Source organism: Pseudomonas corni (assembly GCF_057128765.1).
Genome location: NZ_JBSKHW010000004.1, coordinates 299,096 through 321,552, shown reverse-complemented (window position 1 = coordinate 321,552; position 22,457 = coordinate 299,096). Strand labels below are relative to the sequence as shown.

The 22,457-nt window shown below is 57.7% G+C and carries 19 protein-coding genes; 12 read left to right on the top strand and 7 right to left on the bottom strand.

What is annotated here, in order from left to right; all coding sequences use genetic code 11:
- From ACWKV9_RS10210 to ACWKV9_RS10190, 5 genes are all read left to right on the top strand, one after another.
- On the top strand, positions 1-1,869 hold a 1,869-nt coding region (locus tag ACWKV9_RS10210), incomplete at its 5' end, for a T6SS phospholipase effector Tle1-like catalytic domain-containing protein (RefSeq protein WP_483835975.1).
- The gene (locus ACWKV9_RS10205) at positions 1,866-2,504 is read left to right on the top strand and encodes a DUF2931 family protein (RefSeq protein ID WP_483835974.1); all 639 of its coding nucleotides are present in this window, start codon (positions 1,866-1,868) and stop codon (positions 2,502-2,504) included. The genes ACWKV9_RS10210 and ACWKV9_RS10205, both read left to right, overlap by 4 nt.
- A gap of 142 nt (positions 2,505-2,646) precedes the next feature.
- The gene (locus ACWKV9_RS10200; RefSeq protein WP_483835995.1) at positions 2,647-3,156 is read left to right on the top strand and encodes a DUF2931 family protein; all 510 of its coding nucleotides are present in this window, start codon (positions 2,647-2,649) and stop codon (positions 3,154-3,156) included.
- Entirely contained in the window at positions 3,143-3,808 is a 666-nt protein-coding gene (locus tag ACWKV9_RS10195; RefSeq protein WP_483835973.1) for a DUF2931 family protein, read from the top strand. The genes ACWKV9_RS10200 and ACWKV9_RS10195 overlap by 14 nt, the downstream gene beginning before the upstream one ends.
- Before the next feature lie 109 nt (positions 3,809-3,917).
- Positions 3,918-5,012, top strand: coding sequence for a hypothetical protein (locus tag ACWKV9_RS10190; protein ID WP_483835972.1), 1,095 nt, complete (start codon positions 3,918-3,920; stop codon positions 5,010-5,012).
- A 10-nt stretch (positions 5,013-5,022) separates the two neighbouring features.
- Here the strand turns inward: ACWKV9_RS10190 and ACWKV9_RS10185 are convergent, their stop codons facing one another.
- Together ACWKV9_RS10185 and ACWKV9_RS10180 are read right to left on the bottom strand one after the other, a co-directional pair.
- Positions 5,023-6,327 carry a glycosyltransferase gene (locus tag ACWKV9_RS10185; protein ID WP_483835971.1) on the bottom strand — a complete coding sequence of 435 codons (1,305 nt, stop codon included), beginning with the start codon at positions 6,325-6,327 and terminating at the stop codon, positions 5,023-5,025.
- Positions 6,317-6,679 carry a response regulator gene (locus ACWKV9_RS10180; protein WP_483835970.1) on the bottom strand — a complete coding sequence of 121 codons (363 nt, stop codon included), beginning with the start codon at positions 6,677-6,679 and terminating at the stop codon, positions 6,317-6,319. Before ACWKV9_RS10180 ends, ACWKV9_RS10185 begins: the two co-directional genes overlap by 11 nt.
- A gap of 262 nt (positions 6,680-6,941) precedes the next feature.
- Between ACWKV9_RS10180 and ACWKV9_RS10175 the strand changes: the two genes are divergently transcribed.
- The 5 genes from ACWKV9_RS10175 to ACWKV9_RS10155 all read left to right on the top strand — a co-directional run bounded on the left by ACWKV9_RS10175 (position 6,942) and on the right by ACWKV9_RS10155 (position 13,630).
- Positions 6,942-10,436, top strand: coding sequence for a response regulator (locus ACWKV9_RS10175; RefSeq protein ID WP_483835969.1), 3,495 nt, complete (start codon positions 6,942-6,944; stop codon positions 10,434-10,436).
- Between the two features lie 48 nt (positions 10,437-10,484).
- Complete coding sequence (locus tag ACWKV9_RS10170) at positions 10,485-11,306, top strand: CheR family methyltransferase (protein ID WP_483835968.1); 822 nt, start codon at positions 10,485-10,487, stop codon at positions 11,304-11,306.
- Positions 11,303-11,920 (top strand): chemotaxis protein CheB, encoded by a 618-nt coding sequence (locus ACWKV9_RS10165; protein WP_483835967.1) that lies wholly within the window; start codon positions 11,303-11,305, stop codon positions 11,918-11,920. Before ACWKV9_RS10170 ends, ACWKV9_RS10165 begins: the two co-directional genes overlap by 4 nt.
- A complete protein-coding gene (locus tag ACWKV9_RS10160) occupies positions 11,914-13,095 on the top strand; it encodes a hybrid sensor histidine kinase/response regulator (protein ID WP_483835966.1) in 1,182 nt (393 codons plus the stop codon). Before ACWKV9_RS10165 ends, ACWKV9_RS10160 begins: the two co-directional genes overlap by 7 nt.
- Positions 13,096-13,252: 157 nt before the next feature.
- Positions 13,253-13,630, top strand: coding sequence for a response regulator (locus tag ACWKV9_RS10155; protein WP_483835965.1), 378 nt, complete (start codon positions 13,253-13,255; stop codon positions 13,628-13,630).
- Positions 13,631-13,740: 110 nt separating this feature from the next.
- Here ACWKV9_RS10155 and ACWKV9_RS10150 read toward each other — a convergent pair whose 3' ends face one another.
- Together ACWKV9_RS10150 and ACWKV9_RS10145 are read right to left on the bottom strand one after the other, a co-directional pair.
- Positions 13,741-15,771: a response regulator gene (locus tag ACWKV9_RS10150; protein WP_483835964.1), complete on the bottom strand. Its 2,031-nt coding sequence runs from the start codon at positions 15,769-15,771 to the stop codon at positions 13,741-13,743.
- Positions 15,768-17,252 carry an ATPase domain-containing protein gene (locus tag ACWKV9_RS10145; RefSeq protein ID WP_483835963.1) on the bottom strand — a complete coding sequence of 495 codons (1,485 nt, stop codon included), beginning with the start codon at positions 17,250-17,252 and terminating at the stop codon, positions 15,768-15,770. Before ACWKV9_RS10145 ends, ACWKV9_RS10150 begins: the two co-directional genes overlap by 4 nt.
- A gap of 267 nt (positions 17,253-17,519) precedes the next feature.
- Here ACWKV9_RS10145 and ACWKV9_RS10140 point away from each other — a divergent pair, with 267 nt between their 5' ends.
- On the top strand, positions 17,520-18,332 hold the full coding sequence (locus ACWKV9_RS10140) for a crotonase/enoyl-CoA hydratase family protein (RefSeq protein ID WP_483835962.1): 813 nt from the start codon (positions 17,520-17,522) through the stop codon (positions 18,330-18,332).
- An 85-nt stretch (positions 18,333-18,417) separates the two neighbouring features.
- Complete coding sequence (gene nudC, locus ACWKV9_RS10135; protein WP_483835961.1) at positions 18,418-19,254, top strand: NAD(+) diphosphatase; 837 nt, start codon at positions 18,418-18,420, stop codon at positions 19,252-19,254.
- On the opposite strand, the gene ACWKV9_RS10130 is transcribed toward nudC, so the two are convergent.
- The 3 genes from ACWKV9_RS10130 to ACWKV9_RS10120 all read right to left on the bottom strand — a co-directional run bounded on the left by ACWKV9_RS10130 (position 19,222) and on the right by ACWKV9_RS10120 (position 22,437).
- Positions 19,222-20,001, bottom strand: coding sequence for a TSUP family transporter (locus tag ACWKV9_RS10130; RefSeq protein WP_483835960.1), 780 nt, complete (start codon positions 19,999-20,001; stop codon positions 19,222-19,224). The genes nudC and ACWKV9_RS10130 overlap by 33 nt on opposite strands.
- 330 nt (positions 20,002-20,331) lie before the next feature.
- Positions 20,332-21,462 carry a Gfo/Idh/MocA family protein gene (locus ACWKV9_RS10125; protein ID WP_483835959.1) on the bottom strand — a complete coding sequence of 377 codons (1,131 nt, stop codon included), beginning with the start codon at positions 21,460-21,462 and terminating at the stop codon, positions 20,332-20,334.
- A 207-nt stretch (positions 21,463-21,669) separates the two neighbouring features.
- On the bottom strand, positions 21,670-22,437 hold the full coding sequence (locus ACWKV9_RS10120) for an SDR family oxidoreductase (protein ID WP_483835958.1): 768 nt from the start codon (positions 22,435-22,437) through the stop codon (positions 21,670-21,672).
- Positions 22,438-22,457 lie beyond the last annotated feature (20 nt).

The window sequence follows — 22,457 nt, the reverse complement described above, 5'->3', positions numbered from 1 at the left end:
GGCATCAAGCTGTTGGCCAATCATGGCCCGGTGACCATTCAGGCGCAGAACGGCACCCTGGAAATCCTCGCGCGGCAGGGGCTGCACATCACCAGCACTGATGACGAAATCCACATCACCGCCAAGAAGAAAATCATCCTGAATGCAGGTGGCAGTTACATCACCATGGATCAGTGCGGCATCGAGTCCGGGACCGTGGGCGATTACACGGTCAAGTCCGCGCACAATGAGTATTTGAAGGGAAAAGCCAAACAGGTCGCAGAACTGCCGGACCTGCCAGCCATTGCCAGCGCAACGCCTGTGGCGCCATTGCGCGTAAAAAGTGCGCCGGTCCGCCCGGCTGCAAACCCTCTCGATGATCCTGGCAAACCCGACGATCCGGTTTTGAATAAAGATCTGGATGAAGAAGAGGAGGAGGAAGAACTCGAAGGCATCACATTGCGCCTGGGGCTGTTTTTCGACGGTACTGGCAACAACCTCAGCAATTCTGCCGCCACCGAGCAATGCAGCCGCGAAGACCTGGCGCTGTTCAGTCGTAGCGAGCTGACAAGCATCATTGAGCAGTGCAACCAGTATGGATTTGATGGGTTTGATGGCAGTGGCTTCAATGAGGCACCGGATGACAGTTATGGAAATGCGCCGAGTAACGTGGTGCATCTTTATGATCTTTATCCGGACAACACGGCGACACCGATTGCGAGTGACGCGGACATTGGCTATCTAAAGGTTTATCAGGAGGGCATCGGCACTCGCAGCGGTGGCAAGGATTCGCTATACGGCCAAGGCACTGGGCAGGGTGAAACTGGGGTAGTGGCACGAGTGGGCCAAGCGCCTGCCGCGATACAGGCGCAACTCCGAGAATTTGGAATCGCCAATCCCCACACCGATATTCGGCGCATCGAGTTCGACATCTTTGGCTTCAGTCGCGGCGCAGCGGCTGCCCGGCACTGCGCCAACGAACTGCTCAAACCTGGCCGGGGCATCTTCGCTCAGCTGCTAAAAGGCGGTCGCTTTGGTATGCTGGCGGGTTTTGATCCGGTTGTGGATGTTGGCCTAAACCTAATCGGCCTTTTCGATACAGTAGCTGCCATTGCGGCGGTGGGGCGCGCTGATTTAAGTGTGGCGGATGACACCAACCCCGGCGTCAACCTGCACCTGCCGCTCGGCTGCGCACGAAAAGTCATCCAGTTGCACGCAGGTGATGAGTGTCGCCACAACTTTGCCCTCAACAGCGTGCGGCAGGGGCATCCAGAAATCAGCCTGCCTGGCGTGCATTCGGATATAGGTGGCGGGTATCTGCCCCGGGCCCATGAACGGTTGATGATGACCGAGCCCCTTCGCGTCACCTTGCCTGCCAACCGATCACTGCAGTCCTCCAGTGAATGGGCAGCGGTTTCTGCTCGAGCCGAATCCTTGCGTGCTAGTGGGCTGGCGGGCGATGGCAACATCAAGGTGCATGCTTGGCCGTTTATGCGGCCAACCAGCGGCAGGTCCGAAAACGTTGCTCAGGACTACTGGCTGACGATCATCCTCGAACGGCCCGTACGCGGCGAGTTGGCGCTGATTGGGCTGCGTCTGATGCGCGAGTTGGGCGTGCGTCATGGCGTGCCGTTCGACGTCATCGAAAATGAAGACCGGCGCTTCAAGATGCCCGAAGAGCTTCAACCCATCGCTGCGCAAATTCTGAAGCAAGTACTCGCCGGAGAAGACGTGCGCCTTGATGCCGACCAGGAGCGCCTGCTGCGAGGTCGTTATATCCATCAGTCCTCACACTGGACGCCCAATAAAGGCCTGTTTATCAACAAGCCTGCGCAGGGCAACAAGCGCAATGTTTATCCGAACACCCCCCAGAGAGGGTATCCGCAATGAAGCGTCTGATTCTGCTTCTTGGGTTGCTGTTCAGCCTGTGCGCCTGCGCCAGTGGCCCCCGGCAATCTCCGCCGCCCAAGCTGCCGTATCCAAGTTGGTATGTAGGTTTGGCCGCTCCGCGTTACATGGAGGTCTGGGTAGAAAGCGTGGACGTACTCGATCAGCGCGGTTTTGCATTCTTCCGAGTGCATGGAGGCGTAGCTAGCTACACGGGTAAACCAGAGGGTTGGCACAAAGGCGGAGGGGCATCGAAACCGGTCAACAACGTTGACCTGCCCGACCGGATTTTCCTGCGCTGGCAATCCCTGGCAGAGCCGCAAACCTACAAAATCAATGTCCTGATCCCGCAATGGGTACGGGACGAGATGATTAGGTCCGAGCGGGTGTTCTGTGAAGCTGACCAGCAAGATGTGACGCTCTTCCGCAACAGGATCAATTTTGGAATGGCACCTGGCGGCATCGTCAAGGTCTGGGTGGGTGCGGCATGTTTGGGATATAAGGAAATTGGCCGCTTTCAGGCAGAGGTCGAGCCGCTTGGGCCGTATCAAACCGGTAAAGGTATTTATTACCGAGCACCGAATCCCGAGGCTCAGGCCTACATCGATAAACACGGAATTCCATATGGCTCCTGGTAAGCACCTACAGACCACAAAGCGTCTGAGCCTGCTTCTCGGCTTGCTGTTCAGCCTGTGCGCCTGCGCCGGTGGTCCCCGGCAATCTCCGCCGCCCAAGCTGCCGTATCCAAGTTGGTATGTGGGTTTGGCAGCCCCGCGTCACATGGAAGTCTGGGTGGAAAGTGTGGATGTGCTTGATCGGCGCGGTTTTGCATTCTTCCGAGTGCACGGAGGCGTAGCTAGCTACACGGGTAAGCCAGAGGGTTGGCACAAAGGCGGAGGGGCATCGAAACCGGTCAACAACGTCGACCTGCCGGACCGGATCTTCCTGCGCTGGCAATCGCTGGCAGAGCAGCAGACCTACAAAATCAATGTCCTGATCCCGCAATGGGTACGGGACGAGATGAATAGGTCCGAGCGGGTGTTCTGTGAAGCTGACCAGCAAGATGTGACGCTCTTCCGTAACAGGATCAATTTTGGAATGGCACCTGGCGGCATCGTCAAGGTCTGGGTGGGTGCGGCATGTTTGGGATATAAGGAAATTGGCCGCTTTCAGGCAGAGGTCGAGCCGCTTGGGCCGTATCAAACCGGTAAAGGTATTTATTACCGAGCACCGAATCCCGAGGCTCAGGCCTACATCGATAAACACGGAATTCCATATGGCTCCTGGTAAGCACCTACAGACCACAAAGCGTCTGAGCCTGCTTCTCGGCTTGCTGTTCAGCCTGTGCGCCTGCGCCGGTGGTCCCCGGCAATCTCCGCCGCCCAAGCTGCCGTATCCAAGTTGGTATGTGGGTTTGGCAGCCCCGCGGTACATGGAAGTCTGGGTAGAAAGCGTGGATGTGCTTGATCAACGTGGGCTCGCCTTCTTCAACGTCTTTGGGGGCGTGGCGGGCTATACAAGAAAACCGGAGGGCTGGCACCAAGGTGGAGGCAAGATGATGCCGGTTAGCAACGTCGATCTGCCTGAGCGCATTTTTGCGCGCTGGCAGTCATTGGCGGAGCCGCAGACCTACAAGATCGGCATAAAGATTCCGCAGTGGGTGCGTGACGAGATGGTCAAACCGGAGCGGGTTTATTGCCAGGGCTCCCAAAAATGGAAGGACGACTATCGGGACATGATCACTCTTGGCATGGCTCCTGGCGGCATCGTCAAAGTCTGGGTGGGTGGGGCGTGTCTGGGGTTCACGGAAGTCGGACGCTTCCAGGCCGAAATCGAACCGCTTGGGCCGTACAAAACCGGTAAAGGTATTTATTACCGAGCACCGAATCCCGAGGCTCAGGCCTACATCGATAAACACGGAATTCCATATGGCACTTGGTAGCCGATCCGCCAATACCCATAAAAAGCATCTGGCTCGTCACTATGGCCCGGATCATCAGGGATGACTCACTGCAGCTTCGTGCTGCCGTTCAAATCAAAAAGGATATTGCATGAACATTCGCCGACGTATAACCGTGTTCTTTACACTGCTGTTTTCTATGAGTACTGCAGCCATCGCGAGTGATGTCCCGGGAAAGTATTTCTTGGACGGGAAAATGGAAATAGGTTCCATATTGCACCTGCGTCCTGATGGAACCTTTAGCGGGCAAATCTATTATGGAAGTGCAGGTGGCAGCGCAAACGGTACGTGGTATGAAGAAAACAAGTCAGTATTTTTAAAATCTGATTCACTCACTGTGCCAAAACCGGTGGTCGTGAACTTCGACTCATTGTCCGAGACAGATTTGGCAAAAGCTGAGCAATTGCATCTTCGTTACAAAGATGAGGGCTTTGACCTCGCGCGAGATAATTATGTTCTCACCATGTATTACTCGCCGCCCCCTGTTTTCCAGCTGCTGGACCCTGTCACTATTTACCTGGAATATGCCCAAGGCCCACAAGCTGAAGTCCAAGCGGATTATTTTAATGCCGATGCTGTATTTGTCCCTTTCGATGACCGCAGAAATCTGAAAAGAATCGGCATTGGCAGGCAAGGCCATTCGGCAGCGATCAAATGGTTTGATGTTGATGCTCGCAGTCGACTGTTTAGTATCGGCTGGGAGAAAGCTTTGGGGCGCCCAGCATTGTTTAAGCAGCTGCAGGAGTATGACCTGAGTGAGTCCAAGGCTAATTTCCACGGCAGCCAAGAGAAACTGAGCCAGTTAAAAAATAATTATCTAATCACGCTGAATCAAAACGTAGAATTCATCGCGCCGGTGATTGAGCCGGTAGAAGTGCATTGGGGGTTTCAGGACGGCACCGTTCAAAAGCAGCTATGGGCAGATGCGAAAAATTCGGTTTTGCGCCTCCCGTTCGATAAGCAAAAAACCTTGAAAAGGATTGGCTTTAAAGGGCAAGGCTCGGCCAGGCCGATTATCTGGGTTGAAGTAACGCCAGCAGGGCGGATGTTTTCCATGGAGTGGGCGGAACCGTTTGTTGAAAACGACAGTGACCTGTCTGGCCTGTTCAACAATATGGTCCTGGACATCAAACCCGGCTGTCTGGCCTGGGATGATGGGAACTTAAGAGGGTGCTTCCGAAAGTAATGCAACCCACTCAATCCCGACGATTCTTCGCCTCAATCCACTGCGCCATATACTGCGTGCTCTTGTGCTGATGATGTCGCAGCATCGCGCCGGTGAAGTTCGCGGTGCGGTGTTCGGTGAGGTTCTCGCGCAGGGCATTGATTCGTCCGATCAACGCGGCGCAATGCTGCTCATGGCTGAACCGGTCGCGTAACACGTCAAAGCCAGCGCTTTGAGCCTCGGCCCAAGCGACCGGGTCTTCATATAGCCGCACAGCTTGCGCGGCCAGTTGCACGGCCGTATTGGCTACAGCTCCGGGAAACGGTAGCTCGCCGTGCATGGCTTCAGCGCCGACAGGCGTGGTTACCGTCGGTGTGCCGCAGACCATCGCGTCGATGATTTTGCCTTTGATGCCCGCCCCGAAACGCAGGGGCGCGAGGGATACGCGGGCATTACCCATGACGGCCAGGGCATCTTCGGCCCAGTTCATCACATGAAAGCCTTGGGCTGCGTTGTGCAGCGCGGCGGCTTTGGGTGGGGTGTAGGCGCCGTAGACATGCAATTGCGCAGAAGGCAGTTGTTGACGAATCAGCGGCCAGATCGCGCTTTTCATCCATAGCACCGCGTCCCAGTTGGGCGCATGGCGGAAATTGCCGATGCTCAAGAAATGCCTGCGCGCTTCAAACGGCTGAGCGGTTGAGGGGATGTCGCGCAGCATCAGCGGACACAACTGCAACAAGTTCGACGGCACCTTGAACAGACGGGTGAGCAGGTCGATTTCGACATCCGACACCACAAGATTCAGGTCGCAGCGATAGAGCGCGGCGATTTCCCGTTGGGCGATATCCGACTGGGCCATGTGCGTGTACAAGGCCTGGTCGCAGATATCGAACACGTCCAACCCATTGTCGTCGGCCTGATGCTCGTTGAGCAGCCGCTTGAGCAGTTGATGACGGCTGTGACGCAGGCTTTGCAGATCACAGGTTTCCATCACTTGCAGGGCCGTGGGGCAGTGTTTCTCGACTCGCCAGCCGAATTGTTCTTCCATCAGGAATTGATCGAACAGCACCACATCCGGTTGCAGTTCGCTGACGAACACATCGAAGCTGCTGTTGTTCAGCTCGATCCTGACCTCTGTGATGCCCATCGCTGAAAGGTCGGCTTTATGCTCGCCTTCGCTGGCCGCGCTGGCGAAGGTGATCTGCCAGCCGTGTTGCAGGAAGCAGTCGATCAATTGCATGACATGCCCGCTGGCCGCCGATGAGCGCGGCTCCGGCCAGACATAGCCAACGATCAGTAAACGGGTGTTGCTGCCCAACGGCGTTTCAGTGGCCAAGAATGCTTTTCACTTTGTCGCGCAATTGGTCGATGGAGAACGGTTTACCGATCACGAACATGTCGGCCGGGGCATCAATGTTTTCGGCGTAGCCGCTGGCAAACAGAATCGGCAACGCCGGACGAAGGATGCGCGCTTGTTGCGCCAGCTTGATGCCGTCCATGTCTGGCAGGCCTTTATCGGTCATCAAAAGGTCGATCACGGTGTCGTTGTTTTCTAGAAACGACAGCGCCTGGCCACCATCGGCTGCTTCGAGCACCTTGTACTCGAGCTCCTCAAGCACGTCGACTATCAGCATGCGCACGATGCTGTCGTCTTCCACCACAAGGATAGTGCTGGCTGGTTGGGACATGGTGTTTCCTTAAAAGTGGCAGATTCACGGCTCATTTCGAGCCTGTTGGTCAATCAGTCCAGCGAACTTTCACACTGGAAAACTCCGCGGGACACATTCAAATGAGTGGTCCTTATAACGGCGGTTATCCAAATGCAGATAAATTTGTCGTCTGTCCTACGATTTCTGTCTGAAAATTCCGCTTTATATGTCAGAAGTCAGAGTCTTTTCCTGAAGTTTACGGCAAACTCCGCTGTTTAGACCAATTGGCGCGGACCCCAAGATGATCCATCCATCTACTGTCGATGAGCAACGTTTCCGCAAACTGCTAGGACGCAACGTCGCCTTGCCTCTGGGCGTAGGTGTGATGAGCGCCGCATTCTTTATTATTCTGATCACTTATTTGCTGTCAGTCATCCAGTGGGTGGAGCACACCGATAGGGTGATCAACAATGCCAACCGCTCGCTGAAGCTCTCCATCGACATGGAAACCGGCATGCGCGGCTTCCTGCTGACCGGTGATGAACGCTTCCTTGACCCCTACGAGGTCGCGCGCCCCGGCATCACTGCCGAGTTGAAAGGCCTGGAAGAATTGGTCGCGGACAACCCGCCTCAGGTGGATCGTTTCAGACGTATCGCAGCCATGCAGGAAGACTGGAATCGTTTCGCCCAGGAAATGATTACCCTTCGGCGTCAGGGCGGCGACTATCAAGGCCCCATCCAGACCCGACGCGGCAAGCGACTGACTGACGAGATACGTGCCGAATATGAGCAAGCCGTCGGGGTAGAGCAGCAGTTACGCCAGACGCGTAATACCGACGTCACTCACACGACGATTGTATCGGTGTCGTTCTATCTGGTTTTCGTGCTGCTGGTCAGTGGTGTTCTGGCGTGGGTAGGCCGCCGCGACATGCTTGCGTTGTCCACCAATTACGCTGAAAACCTCAAAAGCCAGGAAGAAAATGCAGGTCGTCTGGAACATGTCGCGTGGCTGCGTAATGGTCAGAGCGAGCTGGCCGAGCAGGTGCTGGGCCAACTCACGCTGAACATGCTGGGTCGAAATGTCCTGCAGTTTTTCGCGCAGTATCTGGGCGCGGTGGTCGCCGCTGTTTACGTGCGTCAGGAACACGGTGGCTTGCTGCGCGTTGCGTCCTACGGCTTCTCTCGTCAGCAGGAGCTGCAGGAGCAATCGATCTATAGTGGCGAAGGCGTGGTGGGCAAGGCGGCCGAGCAGGATGAAGTCATCAGGCTCGATGATGTGCCGCTGGACTATTTCAAAGTCAGCTCAGGCTTGGGCGACGGCTCGCCGCGCAGCGTGCTGGTGGTGCCGACCAGCAATGATGACAACGTCAATGGCGTCATCGAACTGGGTTTCCTGCGCCCGCTGACTTCCCGCGATATCGAGTTCATGGAGCTGATTGCTGACAACGTCGGCACCTCCATCGAGGCTGCGCGTTATCGTCAGCGCTTGCAGGAAGTGCTGGCCGAAACCCAGCAACTCAATGAAGAACTGCAAGTGCAGCAGGAAGAATTGCGCACTGCTAATGAAGAGCTCGAAGAACAGTCGCGCATTCTCAAGGAGTCCCAGGTCCATCTGGAAACTCAGCAAGCAGAGCTTGAGCAGACCAACGAACAGTTGGCCGAACAAAGCCAGGCCATCGCCGATCAACGTGATGCCCTGGACCGCAACAACGAAGAACTCAACATCGCCCAGGTGGAACTTGAAGCTCGCGCCGAAGAGTTGCAGCGCTCCAGCAAGTACAAATCCGAATTCCTGGCCAACATGTCTCACGAGCTGCGCACGCCGCTCAACAGCTCGTTGATTCTCGCCAAGCTGCTGGCCGAGAACCCTCAGGACAACCTCAGCGCTGAGCAGGTCAAGTTTGCCGAATCGATTTACTCGGCGGGCAACGACCTGCTGAACCTGATCAACGACATTCTCGACATCTCCAAGGTCGAAGCCGGCAAGCTCGACATGCGCCCGGAAAACAGCAGTGTGCCAAGGCTGGTCGACGGTCTGCGCACGATGTTCGAGCCATTGGCTGCCGAGAAAAAGCTGGAATTCATTGTGGAGTTGCAGGCCGGTGCGCCGACCATGCTGTACACCGACCGCCAGCGGCTGGAGCAGATACTCAAGAACCTGCTGTCCAACGCGGTCAAGTTCACCGAAACCGGGACTGTGAGCCTCACGGTTTCGCGGCAACCGGGCGCAGGCATTGTGTTTACCGTGCGCGATTCCGGTATCGGCATTGCAGAAGACCAGCAGGAAAGCATTTTCGAGGCCTTCCGCCAGGCCGACGGCACCACTAACCGGCGCTATGGCGGGACCGGACTTGGGCTGTCGATTTCACGGGATTTGGCACGCCTGCTTGGCGGATCGATTGCTGTGACCAGCGCACCGGGGCAGGGCAGTATTTTCACCCTGGTGCTGCCGGAACAATACGAAGAGCAACTACAGGGCCAGGACTATCGCGCGCCTGCTCCCGCTTTGGCTGCCCCGGCGCCAGTCGCAAGGCCAATCGTTGCACCGGTGCCGGTGGTTTCAGTGCCGGTGCCGAGCTTTGCCGATGATCGCGATAAATCCCCGTTTACCAAACGCTGCATCCTGGTGATCGAGGATGAAGTGCGGTTTGCGCAGATCCTCTACGACTTGGCCCATGAATTGGGCTACCACTGCCTAGTGGCCCACGCCGCTGATGATGGCTTTGAACTGGCGGCGCAATTTGTGCCCGACGCCATTTTGCTGGACATGCGCCTGCCCGATCACTCCGGTCTGACCGTGCTACAACGCTTGAAGGAGCGGGCATCGACGCGGCATATCCCGGTGCATGTGATTTCCGTCGAAGATCGTCAGGAAGCGGCCATGCAAATGGGCGCCGTGGGCTATGCGGTCAAGCCCACCACCCGTGAAGAGCTCAAGGACGTGTTCGCCCGTCTGGAAGCCAAGCTGACGCAAAAGGTCAAACGCATTCTGCTGGTGGAAGACGACGCGTTGCAGCGCGACAGTATTTCGCGATTGATTGGCGATGAAGACATCGAAATCACCGCAGTAGGCTTCGCCCAGGATGCCCTCGAACTGCTGCGCGACAATGCCTACGACTGCATGATCATCGACCTCAAGCTGCCGGACATGCTGGGCAATGACTTGCTCAAGCGCATGTCCACCGACGAAATCGCCGCCTTCCCGCCCGTCATCGTTTACACCGGGCGCAACCTGACCCGTGACGAAGAGACTGAGCTGCTCAAGTACTCGCGCACCATCATCATTAAGGGTGCGCGCTCCCCGGAGCGGTTGCTCGATGAGGTCACGTTGTTCCTGCACAAGGTCGAGTCGCAGTTGTCCTCGGAGCGCCAGACCATGCTCAAGACTGCGCGCAGCCGTGATCGCGTGTTCGAGGGCCGCAAGATCCTTGTGGTTGATGACGACGTGCGCAACATCTTTGCCCTGACAAGCGCCTTGGAGCACAAGGGCGCCATCGTCGAAGTAGGGCGCAACGGTCTGGAGGCCATCGCCAAACTCAACGAGGTCGAGGACATCGATCTGGTGCTGATGGACGTGATGATGCCGGAAATGGATGGCTACGAGGCCACCGCCGAAATCCGTAAAGACCCACGCTGGCGCAAGTTGCCGATCATCGCCGTGACCGCCAAGGCCATGAAGGACGATCAGGACCGCTGTCTGCAGGCGGGCTCCAACGACTATCTGGCCAAGCCCATCGATCTGGATCGCTTGTTCTCGCTGATACGCGTATGGCTGCCGAAAATGGAACGTATTTGAATGGGCCGGATCAATTGAGCACTCCCGAACACCGACCAGGTTTTAGCGATGCCGCTTGAGCGAGACGCTGATATTGAATTGCGCTTGTTGATCGAAGCCATTTATTCGAAGTACAGCTATGACTTCCGCGATTACTCAGGTGCGTCGGTCAAACGACGGGTCAATCATGCGTTGCGCCAGTTTGAACTCAAGACCATTTCGGCCTTGCAGGAGCGGGTGCTCCACGATCCATCGGCGTTCATGCAGCTGCTGCAGTTCTTGACGATTCCGGTCAGTGAGATGTTTCGCGACCCGACGCACTTCCTCGCCATCCGCCAGGAAGTCGTGCCGCTGCTGCGCACCTATCCGTCGCTGAAGATCTGGATCGCAGGTTGCAGCACCGGCGAAGAAGTCTATTCGATGGCTATTCTGCTGCGCGAAGAAGGCTTGCTCGATCGCACGATCATCTACGCTACCGACATCAATCCGCGGTCTCTGGAAAAAGCCAAGCAGGGAATTTTTTCCATGGAAAACATCCCGGGCTATAACGACAACTATCTTAAGGCGGGGGGTAAACGGGCGCTTTCCGAGTACTACACGGCGGCTTATGACTACGCGATCTTCGACAAAACCTTGCGCGAGAACGTAACCTTCGCCGATCACAGCCTGGCCACCGACAGCGTGTTCTCTGAAACGCAGTTGATCTCCTGCCGAAACGTGCTGATCTATTTCAACAAGACGCTGCAGGATCGAGCGTTCGGGCTGTTTCATGAGTCGCTGGGGCATCGCGGCTTTTTGGTGCTCGGCAGCAAGGAAACCCTGGATTTCTCAGGCTATAGCAAGCAGTTCGAACCCTTGGTCAAACCTGAGCGGATCTACCGCAAGACATGAAAACAGCCTTCCCTGACACCGCCCCGGATGCGACCCCGCTGCCCGCCGTTGATGCCATCGTCGTCGGCGCGTCTGCCGGTGGTGTCGAGGCGTTGTTGAAGATTTTTACACCGCTTGGCAAAGGCTATCGGCTACCGATCATTACGGTGCTGCATGTACCCGACGAGCGCCGCAGTCAGTTGGCCGAAGTGTTCACCTCGCGCTTGTCGATCCCGGTGAAAGAAGCCGACGACAAGGAGGCTCTGGTGCCCGGCACCATGTATTTCGCATCCCCCGGTTATCACCTGTCGATGGAGTCGGACAAGACGTTTTCCTTCAGTCAGGAGGAGCGAGTGTTTCACTCCAGGCCCAGCGTCGACATCCTGTTTGACTCGGCCGCCGACGTTTACGGACCGCGTCTGGCGGGCATTTTGCTGACCGGCGCCAATAACGATGGCGCATTCGGTCTGGCACGGATCAAACAGTGCGGTGGGTTTACCGTAGTGCAAGATCCTGCAACCGCCCAGGCGCGCACCATGCCCGAAGCCGCCCTCAAATTACACACCCCGGATTACCTCCTGCCTTTGCACGACATTGGCTTACTGCTTGTCGAGCTGGAACGAATCGCATGCTGAGTGAAATAAAAGCCAAACTGCTGATCGTCGATGATTTGCCGGAAAACCTGTTGGCCCTTGAGGCGCTGATCAAGCGCGAGGACCGCCAGGTATTCAAGGCGCTTTCCGCCGACGAGGCGCTGTCGTTGTTGCTGGAACATGAGTTCGCCATGGCGATCCTCGACGTCCAGATGCCGGGCATGAACGGCTTTGAACTTGCGGAAATGATGCGCGGTACCGAGAAGACCAAGAACATTCCGATTGTCTTCGTCAGCGCCGCAGGGCGTGAGCTGAACTATGCGTTCAAGGGCTATGAAAGCGGGGCCGTGGATTTCCTGCACAAGCCGCTGGATATTCATGCGGTTAAAAGCAAGGTCAACGTATTCGTCGATCTGTACCGCCAGCGCAAGGCGCTCAAGCAACAGCTCGATGCGCTTGAGCGGGCGCGTCAGGAGCAGGAAGCGCTGCTGGGCAAGCTGCAATTGACCCAGAACGAGCTTGAACATGCGGTGCGCATGCGTGATGACTTTATGTCTATCGTCTCCCACGAGGTGCGCACGCCCCTCAATGGCCTGATTCTGGAAACCCAGCTGCGCCAGTTGCACCTGGCCAAGGACAACGCCTCTGCGTTCACCATGGACAAGCTTAAAGCCATGGTTGACCGCGACGAGCGCCAGATCCAGAGCCTGATTCGTTTGATCGAAGATATGCTCGATGTGTCGCGCATCCGCACCGGCAAATTGTCGATCCGCACCAGTGCCTTCGATCTGGCCGAGCTGGTGGTCAATCTGGTTGAAAGCTATGCCGCGCAAATCGCTGCCGCCGATTGTGTGGTGACGCTGAGCGCAAGCGAGCCGGTGATTGGCGTGTGGGACGAGTTCCGTATCGAGCAGGTAGTGGCGAACCTGTTGACCAATGCCCTGCGCTACGGCGCGCATAAGCCAATCCACGTGAAGGTTTACCTGGCGGACAACGAGGCGCGGGTCGATGTGATCGACAACGGCATTGGAATCAGCGCGGAAAACCAGAAGCGCATTTTTCAGCAGTTCGAGCGGGTTTCAGCCAAGCATGCCGTCGCAGGCCTGGGGCTGGGGCTGTTTATTTCTGATCAGATCGTTGAAGCCCACGGCGGCACGATCGTGGTCGAGAGCGAAGAGGGCAAGGGCTCGTTGTTTCGGGTGCGATTGCCCATCTGAAAGGGTTTTTGCGCAAAAACGACGGGCACCGCCACGCAATGCAAACCGGCGCTCGTCGCCCGGTACGGATTGTTCGACGATTTACTGAAAACTTGCGCAACCTCCGCTCACCGCCATGGTCGTACAAGCAGCTATCTATAAGATCAAAGGCGTTCAAATGAGCTCTGATGCAGAAAATGTCGTACTCATCGTCGAAGACGAACCGCTGATTCTCATGCTGCTGGCCGACTATCTGTCGGGCGAGGGCTATCGAGTGTTGCAGGCGGAAAACGGTGAGCAGGCATTCGAAATCCTCGCCACCAAACCCCACCTGGATTTGATGATCACTGACTACCGCCTGCCTGGGGGTATTTCCGGGGTGATGATCGCTGAACCTGCAGTGAAGCTGAGGCCGGAATTGAAGGTTATCTTCATCAGTGGTTACCCGGCGGAGATTGTCGAGTCGGGCAGCCCCATTGCCTCCAAGGCACCGATTCTTGCCAAGCCGTTCACCATGGACACCCTGCACACGCAGATTCAGCGCTTGTTGAATTGAGAAGCCTGACCTTCGCTCTGTAGGAGCCAACTTGTTGGCGAGGCGGCTGGCAAAATTCGTCAGTCAGAACGCTTCGCGAACAAGTTCGCCCCTACAGAGAACTGTAACGATCAACTCTCAATCATCTCCCGCACCTTCGCCGTCAGGTTGTCGAAGGCGAATGGCTTGGTGATCATCTGCATGCCGGTATCAAGAAATCCTGCCCTAACCGCGGCATGTTCGGCATACCCGGTGATGAACAACACCTTCAGATCCGGGCGCAGTTGCCGACCGATTTCGGCCACTTGGCGGCCGTTCATGCCGGGCAGGCCGACGTCGCTGATCAACAGGTCGATGCGTTGGTCGGACTCCAGCACCGGTACCGCGCTGGTGCCGTCGCTGACTTCCAGATACGCATAACCCAGCTCGCTCAGCACTTGGCTGACCAATGCACGCACGGCAGGGTCGTCTTCAACGATCAACACGGTTTCCCCGGGTTTGGCTTGCACTGCATCGCTGGTCATAGCCACGGCCGGTTCTTCTTTTGCACCATGGAAACGTGGCAGGTACAGCCGCACCGTTGTGCCTTGTCCAACCGTGCTTTCAATGGCGACATGACCATGGGACTGCTTGGCAAAGCCATAGATCATTGATAAACCCAGACCTGTGCCCTGACCGATAGGCTTGGTGGTAAAGAACGGATCAAAAGCCCTGCGAATCACACTTTCCGGCATGCCGCTGCCCGTGTCCGACACGCTCAGCACTACGTAATCACCGGGCAGCAGGTTCTCGTAGGCATTGGTGAAATGGCGATCAAGGTGCCGGTTGTAGGTTTTGATCACCAGATTGCCGCCGTCGGGCATGGCGTCCCGGGCGTTGAGCACCAGATTGAGAAGGGCGCTCTCCAACTGGTTGGGGTCGGCCTCTGCGGTCCAGAGCCCTTGGTCCAGGTCCATGTTCAGACTGATGCTTTCGTTCAGACTGCGATTGAGCAATTCGCCCATCGAGTGCACCAGCTCGTTCGTCTCCACGGGCTTGGAGTCCAGCGATTGCCGACGGGAAAACGCCAGCAGGCGATGAGTCAGGGCGGCGGCGCGGTTGGCCGAGGTCACGCCCAGATCGATCAACCCGTCGAGGTCGTCAAGACGCCCCCGGGCGATACGTCGGCGCAGTAATTCGAGGCTGCCGATGATGCCGGTCAGCATGTTGTTGAAATCGTGGGCGATACCCCCGGTGAGCTGTCCCACCGCTTCCATCTTTTGCGACTGGCGCAATACTTCTTCGTTATGCCGAAGTTGCGAGGTGCGCTCCTCGACTTGCTGCTCAAGGGTTTCATTGAGCTGCACCAGCTGGGTTTCAGCCAGCTTGCGTTCAGTGATGTCCGAGCTTACTCCGGCCAGCTCACTCACTCGGCCGTTTTTCGCACGGATCGCGCGGGCGCGAACATCGACCCAGTTCAGCGAGCCGTCCGGCCAGACGTTTCGAAACTCCATGACGAAATCTTCACCTGTGTCCAGGCTGTGCTGCAGTGCCGACTGCATGCGTGGCTGGTCTTCGAAATACACCGTGTTGAGCCAGTCCTGATAGCTGAATAGGGCACGTTCGTCGTGGCCGTAATGAGACTTGCTGGTGGCCGAGCAGTCCAGTTCCAAAAATTCGGCCTCTAGTTTCCAGGAGCCCAATCGTCCTGCGGTCAACGCGTTCTGCAATCGTTGCTCGCTCTCGAACATATCTTCAAGCCGGCTGCGAGCTTCGTATTGCCGGCGGCGACTACGCACTGCACTCGTCACCAGACTCACCAGGGTCACCGGGTGAAAAGGACGCTCCAGAAACGTGACATTGCCCAGCAGGCTGCCAAAGCGCGCGGAAGGATTCTGGTCCGGCCCACCGTGATGGGTCAGCAGCACGATGGGCAAGTCCGACCAGGCCGGCTGACCCGCCAGTTGTGCCAGCAACGGTTGAATGTCGGCGCTGCGCAGCGCCTCATCGGCGATGATCGCCATGCCTGCGCCGGACTTCAACTCATCGCTCAAACCTGCCAGATCGTGGGTAATAAGAGCAGGGAAGCCCGCTTCTTGCAGTATTCGTAAGGCAATCTGACTGTCCCTGCCGTGAGGAGCCAGAATGATTGCGCGCTCGGATAACAGGCCAGGGGTACTCACGCGTCTTTATCCCGCAACAGCGGATTGCTTTCGCCAAAATATTGCGGCACACCGCGAAGCACGCCTTGGAATTCGCTCAGAGGTTCGCCGATCGTCAGACCGTGGGAGCTGATGCGGTATTCGCGGATTGTTGATTCGTGAGTGCCGGTGCGTTTTTTGATGATAGAAATTGCCCGTCTGACCTGACCCAGCGCCTCGAAATAACGCAGCAAAATCACTGTGTCAGCCAGATACGTGATGTCAACCGGAGCGCGCATATCGCCAACCAGCCCGTGCTGTGCCACTGTCATGAACGTCGCGGCACCTTTGCGGTTGAGGTACAGCAGCAGCTCGTGCATATGCAGCACCAGCGCGTTTTCCTCAGGCATTGCCGCCTGATAGCCATTGAGGCTGTCGATCACGACGGTGCGAATGCCTTTCTGATCGACGCTACGACGCACTCGGTGAGAAAACTCGCCCGGCGACAATTCGGCTGCATCCACTTGCTCGATCACCAAATTGCCAGTGGCCTGTAGCGCCTCAAGGTCGATGTTCATCTTTTTCATGCGCTCGAATAGCAAGCCCATTTCTTCATCAAAAATGAACAGGCCGACTTTCTCGCCTCGGGCCACGGCAGCCGCCGCGAACACCATCGAGATCAGCGATTTGCCGGTACCGGCCGGGCCCAGGATCAAGGTGCTGGAGCCTCCATCGATGCCGCCGCCCAGCAGGGCGTCCAGCTCGTTGATGTGGCTGCTCATTTGCGTGCGCTGAAAGTTATTGCGGTGTTCCGCCGCCACCAGACGAGGGAAGACGTGAACGCCGTCGGCCATGATCGTGAAGTCGTGGTAGCCGCCCCGGTATTTCTGACCTCGGTATTTGACGACGCGCAGTCGGCGCCGCTCAGCGCCATAGTTGGGGGTCAGTTCTTCCAGCCGGATCACCCCGTGGGCGACGCTGTGAACGGTCTTGTCGAGCGCCTCGGTGGTCAGGTCGTCCAAGAGCACAACGGTTGCGTCGTAACGGGTGAAGTAGTGTTTGATCGCCAGGATCTGCCGGCGATAGCGCAAAGAGCTCTGCGCCAGTAGACGAATTTCCGACAGGCTGTCGATGACCACGCGATTGGGCCTGACTCGCTCAACCACTTCGAAAATCTGGCGGGTAGCTTCGCCCAGCTCCAGGTCCGATGAATACAGCAAGCTTTGCTGGTGCTCGGCATTGAGCAAATCTTCCGGCGGCGTCAGCTCAAAAATACTGATGTTGTCGTCCAGCTCCCACCCGTGGGAGCGAGCGCCGTCGCGCAATTCTGCTTCCGTCTCGGACAGCGTGATATACAGCGAGCGCTCATTCTGGGCGGCACCTGCCAGCAGAAACTGAAGCGCCACGGTGGTCTTGCCGGTACCGGGTTCTCCTTCGAGCAGGAAAACGTGGCTGCGTGACAGCCCCCCTGCGAGGATGTCGTCCAGACCCACAATGCCGGTTGCTGCTTTTGATGTAGTCAAGAATCGCCCTCTTGCGACCTGAGAAATTGGCGAACGTCGATGACTCTTCGACGCCCAGGCTGCACGTTTGCTTCGCTTTCGAGCAAAGGTCGGCTGCCAGTTTACTGGACCTCGGCGCTAACTGACCGTTCAGAATATTTCACGGCGCACAGCCAGAGCGTCCCGTCCGGCAAATGGCGCAACCGTAGCCTGCGGTGCCCAGCGGGCGCTTGCTATAGTCCTGCGCCAGAGCACTTGTGATAATCGCGACTTCCAGGGAATGCCATCGTGTCCAAATACACCGCTTTCAACGTCGAACTGGCCGACCATATTGCCCACGTGCAAATCAATCGTCCGGAAAAAGTAAACGCCATGAACGCCGAGTTCTGGCGCGAAATCATCCAGATATTTGAATGGGCCGACAGCACCGACGAGGTGCGAGTGGTGGTGCTCAGTGGGGCGGGCAAACATTTCTCATCGGGCATCGATCTGATGCTGCTCGCGTCAGTGGCCAGCGAATTGGGCAAGGACGTGGGGCGTAATGCACGTCTGCTACGGCGCAAGATCGTGCAGATGCAGGCATCGTTTGGCGCCGTCGATCAATGCAGCAAACCGGTGCTGGCGGCGATTCAGGGATATTGCATTGGCGGCGCCATTGACCTGGTTTCGGCCTGCGACATGCGCTATGCCGCTAACGATGCGCTGTTCTCGATCAAGGAAATCGACATGGGCATGGCCGCTGATGTCGGGACGCTGCAACGCCTGCCGCGCATCATTGGCGACGGCATGATGCGCGAGATGGCGTACACCGGGCGTAACGTTGACGCCGCCGAGGCTCAGCGTATCGGTCTGGTCAATCGCACATTCAGTGACGTGCCTCAATTGCTCGAAGGCGTGTTCGCCATCGCCCGCGACATCGCTGCGAAATCTCCCATCGCCATCCACGGTACCAAGCGCATGATCAGCTACATGCGTGACCATCGGGTCGAAGACGGCCTCGAATACGTTGCCACATGGAACGCTGCCATGTTGCAATCACCGGATCTCAAGCTGGCGATGGTCGCTCACATGAGCAAACAGAAGCCGGTCTTCGACAATTAATAGCGAACGGGCCTGACATGAGTGGCGAGCTGAAGCTTCGGGCTTGCCCCGTCACCCGGCCTGATCGTGCCAGAGGAGATTTTTCATGACGCGCCCCAGGCGTTGGAGCACCGCTGTCCTAGATACTCAAGTGACCGGTGGCATGGCCGTGGTCCATGGTGATCAGGGTTTTCTGCTCGATGACAACGGCGTGATGTTTTCCCGGGAATGGCTAGCACGTCTGGATTTGCCAGTAGTCAGCGAACATGGCATTGGCCATTTCGATGGCGAGCCCGTGTATCTGCTGGTGCTGGAAAAATCTGTCCCGGTGGAGGGCGCAAGCTGGCAGACGCTGCGTCAGTTCATGCTCGGCGACGACGCCGATGTTTACCAGAAGCTCGGTTACGCCGCGCAGATCAGTACCTGGGCCCGGGAACATCGCTTTTGCGGCAACTGTGGGCGCAAGGCTGAGCAGGTGCCGCTTGAACGCGCGATGTATTGCGCGCATTGCGATCTGCGTTATTACCCGCGTATTTCCCCGAGCATGATCGTGCTGATCACGCGAGGCGACGAGGTGCTGCTGGCACGTTCGCCGCGCTTCGTCACCGGCGTTTATAGCACCCTGGCAGGTTTTGCCGAGCCGGGTGAGTCGGCCGAAGACTGCGTGCGACGCGAAGTCATGGAAGAGGTGCAGATCAAGGTCAAGAACATTCAGTACAAGGGCAGCCAGTGCTGGCCGTTTCCGCACTCGATGATGCTGGGCTTTCATGCCGAGTACGAGAGCGGCGAAATTGTGCCCCAGGCCGATGAGATCGAAGACGCGCAGTGGTTCAGCATTCACGACATGCCGCCGCTACCGGCCAGCCGTTCCATTGCGCGCTACCTGATCGATTTATATCTAGCTCAGCGTTCAGGCGCTGCCGAACCAGTGTTGCCAGGCTAGGCGTACGGTCAGCCCTAACACGACGGTGATGAACACCGGGCGGATGAATTTGGCGCCGCCCTTGATCGCAGACCGGGCGCCGAAGGACGCTCCGGCCATCACCGCCGTTCCCATGCACAGGCCAAGGGCCCAATCCACCTGACCGTTGAAGGCAAAGATCGACAGCGCCGCCGCGTTGCTGACGAAGTTCATGCTGCGTGCCACGCCGCTGGCTTTGACCAGATCGATGGGATAGATCAGCAGCGTGCTGACAGTCCAGAATGCTCCGGTTCCAGGGCCTGCCACACCGTCATAAAACCCTAATGTCAGCCCTTGTGGCAGCTGCCATTTGGTTTTGATCGGCGCATTGCTGTCCAGCGGCGCCTTGGGCGTCCCGCCGAACAGCAGGTACAGACCGCATCCAAATACGATCACCGGCAGCATTTGGTTCAGCCATTCGGCGGGCAGGTAATGGGCGACCACTGCGCCGATCAGTGCACCCACAGCCGTGCCAATCAGAGCGTGTTTCCACTGGGCGGGGTGAAACAGCTTGCGCCGGTAAAAGGTGAAACCTGCCGTGGCAGAGCCAAAGGTCGAGCTGAGTTTATTGGTGCCCAGCACCAGATGCGGCGGCAGGCCAACGGTGAGCAGGGCAGGCGTGGTCAGCAATCCGCCGCCCCCTGCAATGGCGTCGATAAATCCGGCAATAAAAGCCACGACGGCAAGCACCGCCAGCGTGGTGAGGTCAACACTGAGTTCGAAAGGCATGGGAACAGGCTTACTTGGCAGTTGGGCAGAAGGGCTGCCCGGAAGGCCGGCATTCTACCCGTAAGCCGCAATTTTGTGGTCGCGCCTTTCTGTAGGAGCGCGCTTGCCCGCGATTGCAATGTGTCAGTCAATAAGGTGGTGGCAGACCTGACGCAATCGCGGGCAAGCGCGCTCCTACAGCCGATAAATTCAGATTCTGTGGGAGCGGACCCGTCCGCGAAGAGGACCTTACAGTCGATGGATTTCTGTGTCGGGACCTAGGCCTTCGCGGACAGGTCCGCTCCCACCGGACGGGGTTGTGTCAGGGGGGGGGTCGGCGCTGCGGACAGCTCAAACCTCGCTCAACGCCACCCAACGATGCTCTCTGGCTGCTATTCGAATCGCTGCCGCCAACCGTTCCACTTCCCAGGCTTCTTCGAAATCCGGGCCGTCGTTGCCGGTACCGCTGATGGCCTGAATCAGCGCATGCACTTCCAGCGTTTTCAATTCGTTGTAACCCAGCTGATGCCCAGGTGCCGGGCAGAACGCGGCATAACCGGGCAGTGACGGGCCAGCGAGCACACGCTGGAAACCGTCACGCTCACCGACTCGACACACCCGCAGCTCATTCAGGCGCTCCTGATCAAACGCCAGCGTGCCCAGGGTGCCGCTGATCTCGAAACTCAGGTGATTTTTATAGCCGTGTTTGAGCCAACTGCTGCTGAAGGTGCCGCGTGCACCGCTGGCAAAGCGCAGAAGGGCGTGGGTCTGGTCGTCGATGGCAATGTCGCGCTGCTGCTGACTGCCCGCTGATGCTGGCCGCGATGAATGAACGGTGTTGGCATCGGCGCAGACCGACTCCACGTCCCCCAACAGATAGCGCGCCATCGCCAGCAAATGACTGCCCAGATCGGCCAACGCGCCGCCTGCGTGTGCTGGATCGCAGCGCCACGACCACGGCGACTGCGGATCGCCCATGAAGTCTTCGCTGAACTCGCCCTGAAAACTGATGATCTGCCCCAGTTCACCGCTGACGATCATCTGCCGAGCCAGGCCGATGATCGGGTTGTGCTGATAGTTGTAGCCGGCGCGGGTCACGACACCCGCAGCCTTCGCCGCGCGCTGCATCTGGTCGGCTTGCTCCAGGCTCACCGCCAGCGGCTTTTCGCAGTACACCGCTTTCCCGGCCTCCAGCGCCGCCATCGCCATGGGGAAATGCAGGTGATTGGGCGTGGTGATTGCCACCAGGCCGACCTCAGGGTCGTTGATCAATTGTTGCCAATCGGCATGACTGCGCTCAAACCCCCAGGCGTCTGCGCACTGCTGCGCGCGAGCCGCGTCGGCGTCGGCCAGAGCGACCAGCTTGAGTTGCACGGGTAAGTCGAAGGTCGAGCGAGCGTTGTGAAAGGCCATGGCGTGGGCCCGGCCCATGAAACCAGTGCCGATCAGGCCGACGCCCAATGCAGGAAGAGTTTTGCGCATGACAGCGTCCTTGAAGGATTGTTGTTGTGCGCAAAATGTATGCGGAGGAGAGGGCGCCGAGGAATCTTTATTCCCTCAGAAAACCCTCAGGATTGCCTCAGTACGTCGGTCCTGTAGGAGCGCGCTTGCCCGCGAAAATATTCTGTCAGACACCGATGCAATCGCAGACAGACCGCAGTCGCGGGCAAGCGCGCTCCTACAAATGCATCAGGAGAGGTACCCGCCGTCCACATTCAACGCCACGCCCGTCGTATAGCTCGACGCCTCACTGGCCAGGTACAACACCGCACCAGCCATTTCACTCGGCGCAGCCACACGCTTGAGCGGAATCTGCATCAGCGCGGTGTTCAGGATCTTCTCGTTGCTGACCAGTGCCGAGGCGAATTTGGTGTCGGTGAGACCTGGTAGCAGCGCATTGCAGCGGATGCCGAACTGAGCGCATTCCTTGGCGAAGATCTTGGTCATGTTAATCACCGCCGCCTTGGTCATCGAGTAGATGCCCTGGAATGCCCCCGGCGATACGCCGTTGATCGATGCCACGTTGATGATGCTGCCGCCGCCGTTTTCGCGCATCAGCTTGCCGGCTTCCACTGACATGAAGAAATAACCGCGAATGTTCACGTCCACCGTCTTCTGGAACGCGCCGAGGTCGGTGTCCAGGACGTTGCAGAACTGCGGGTTGGTCGCGGCGTTATTAACCAGAATGTCCAGACGCCCGAACTGCTCGCGGATCTGCGCGAAAGTGCTGGTGATCTGCTCCATTTCTCCGATATGGCAGGCGATGGCAGTGGCTTTGCCGCCGTCCGAGATGATCGCGTCGGCGACGTGCTGGCAGCCATCGATTCTGCGGCTGGACACAATCACATGGGCGCCTTGCTGGGCCAGCAGTTTGGCGATGGCCTCGCCAATCCCGCGGCTGGCACCGGAAACGAAGGCGATCTTGCCGTCGAGGTCGAACAATTGAGTCTTGGACATGCTGTCTTCCTGTAGATCCG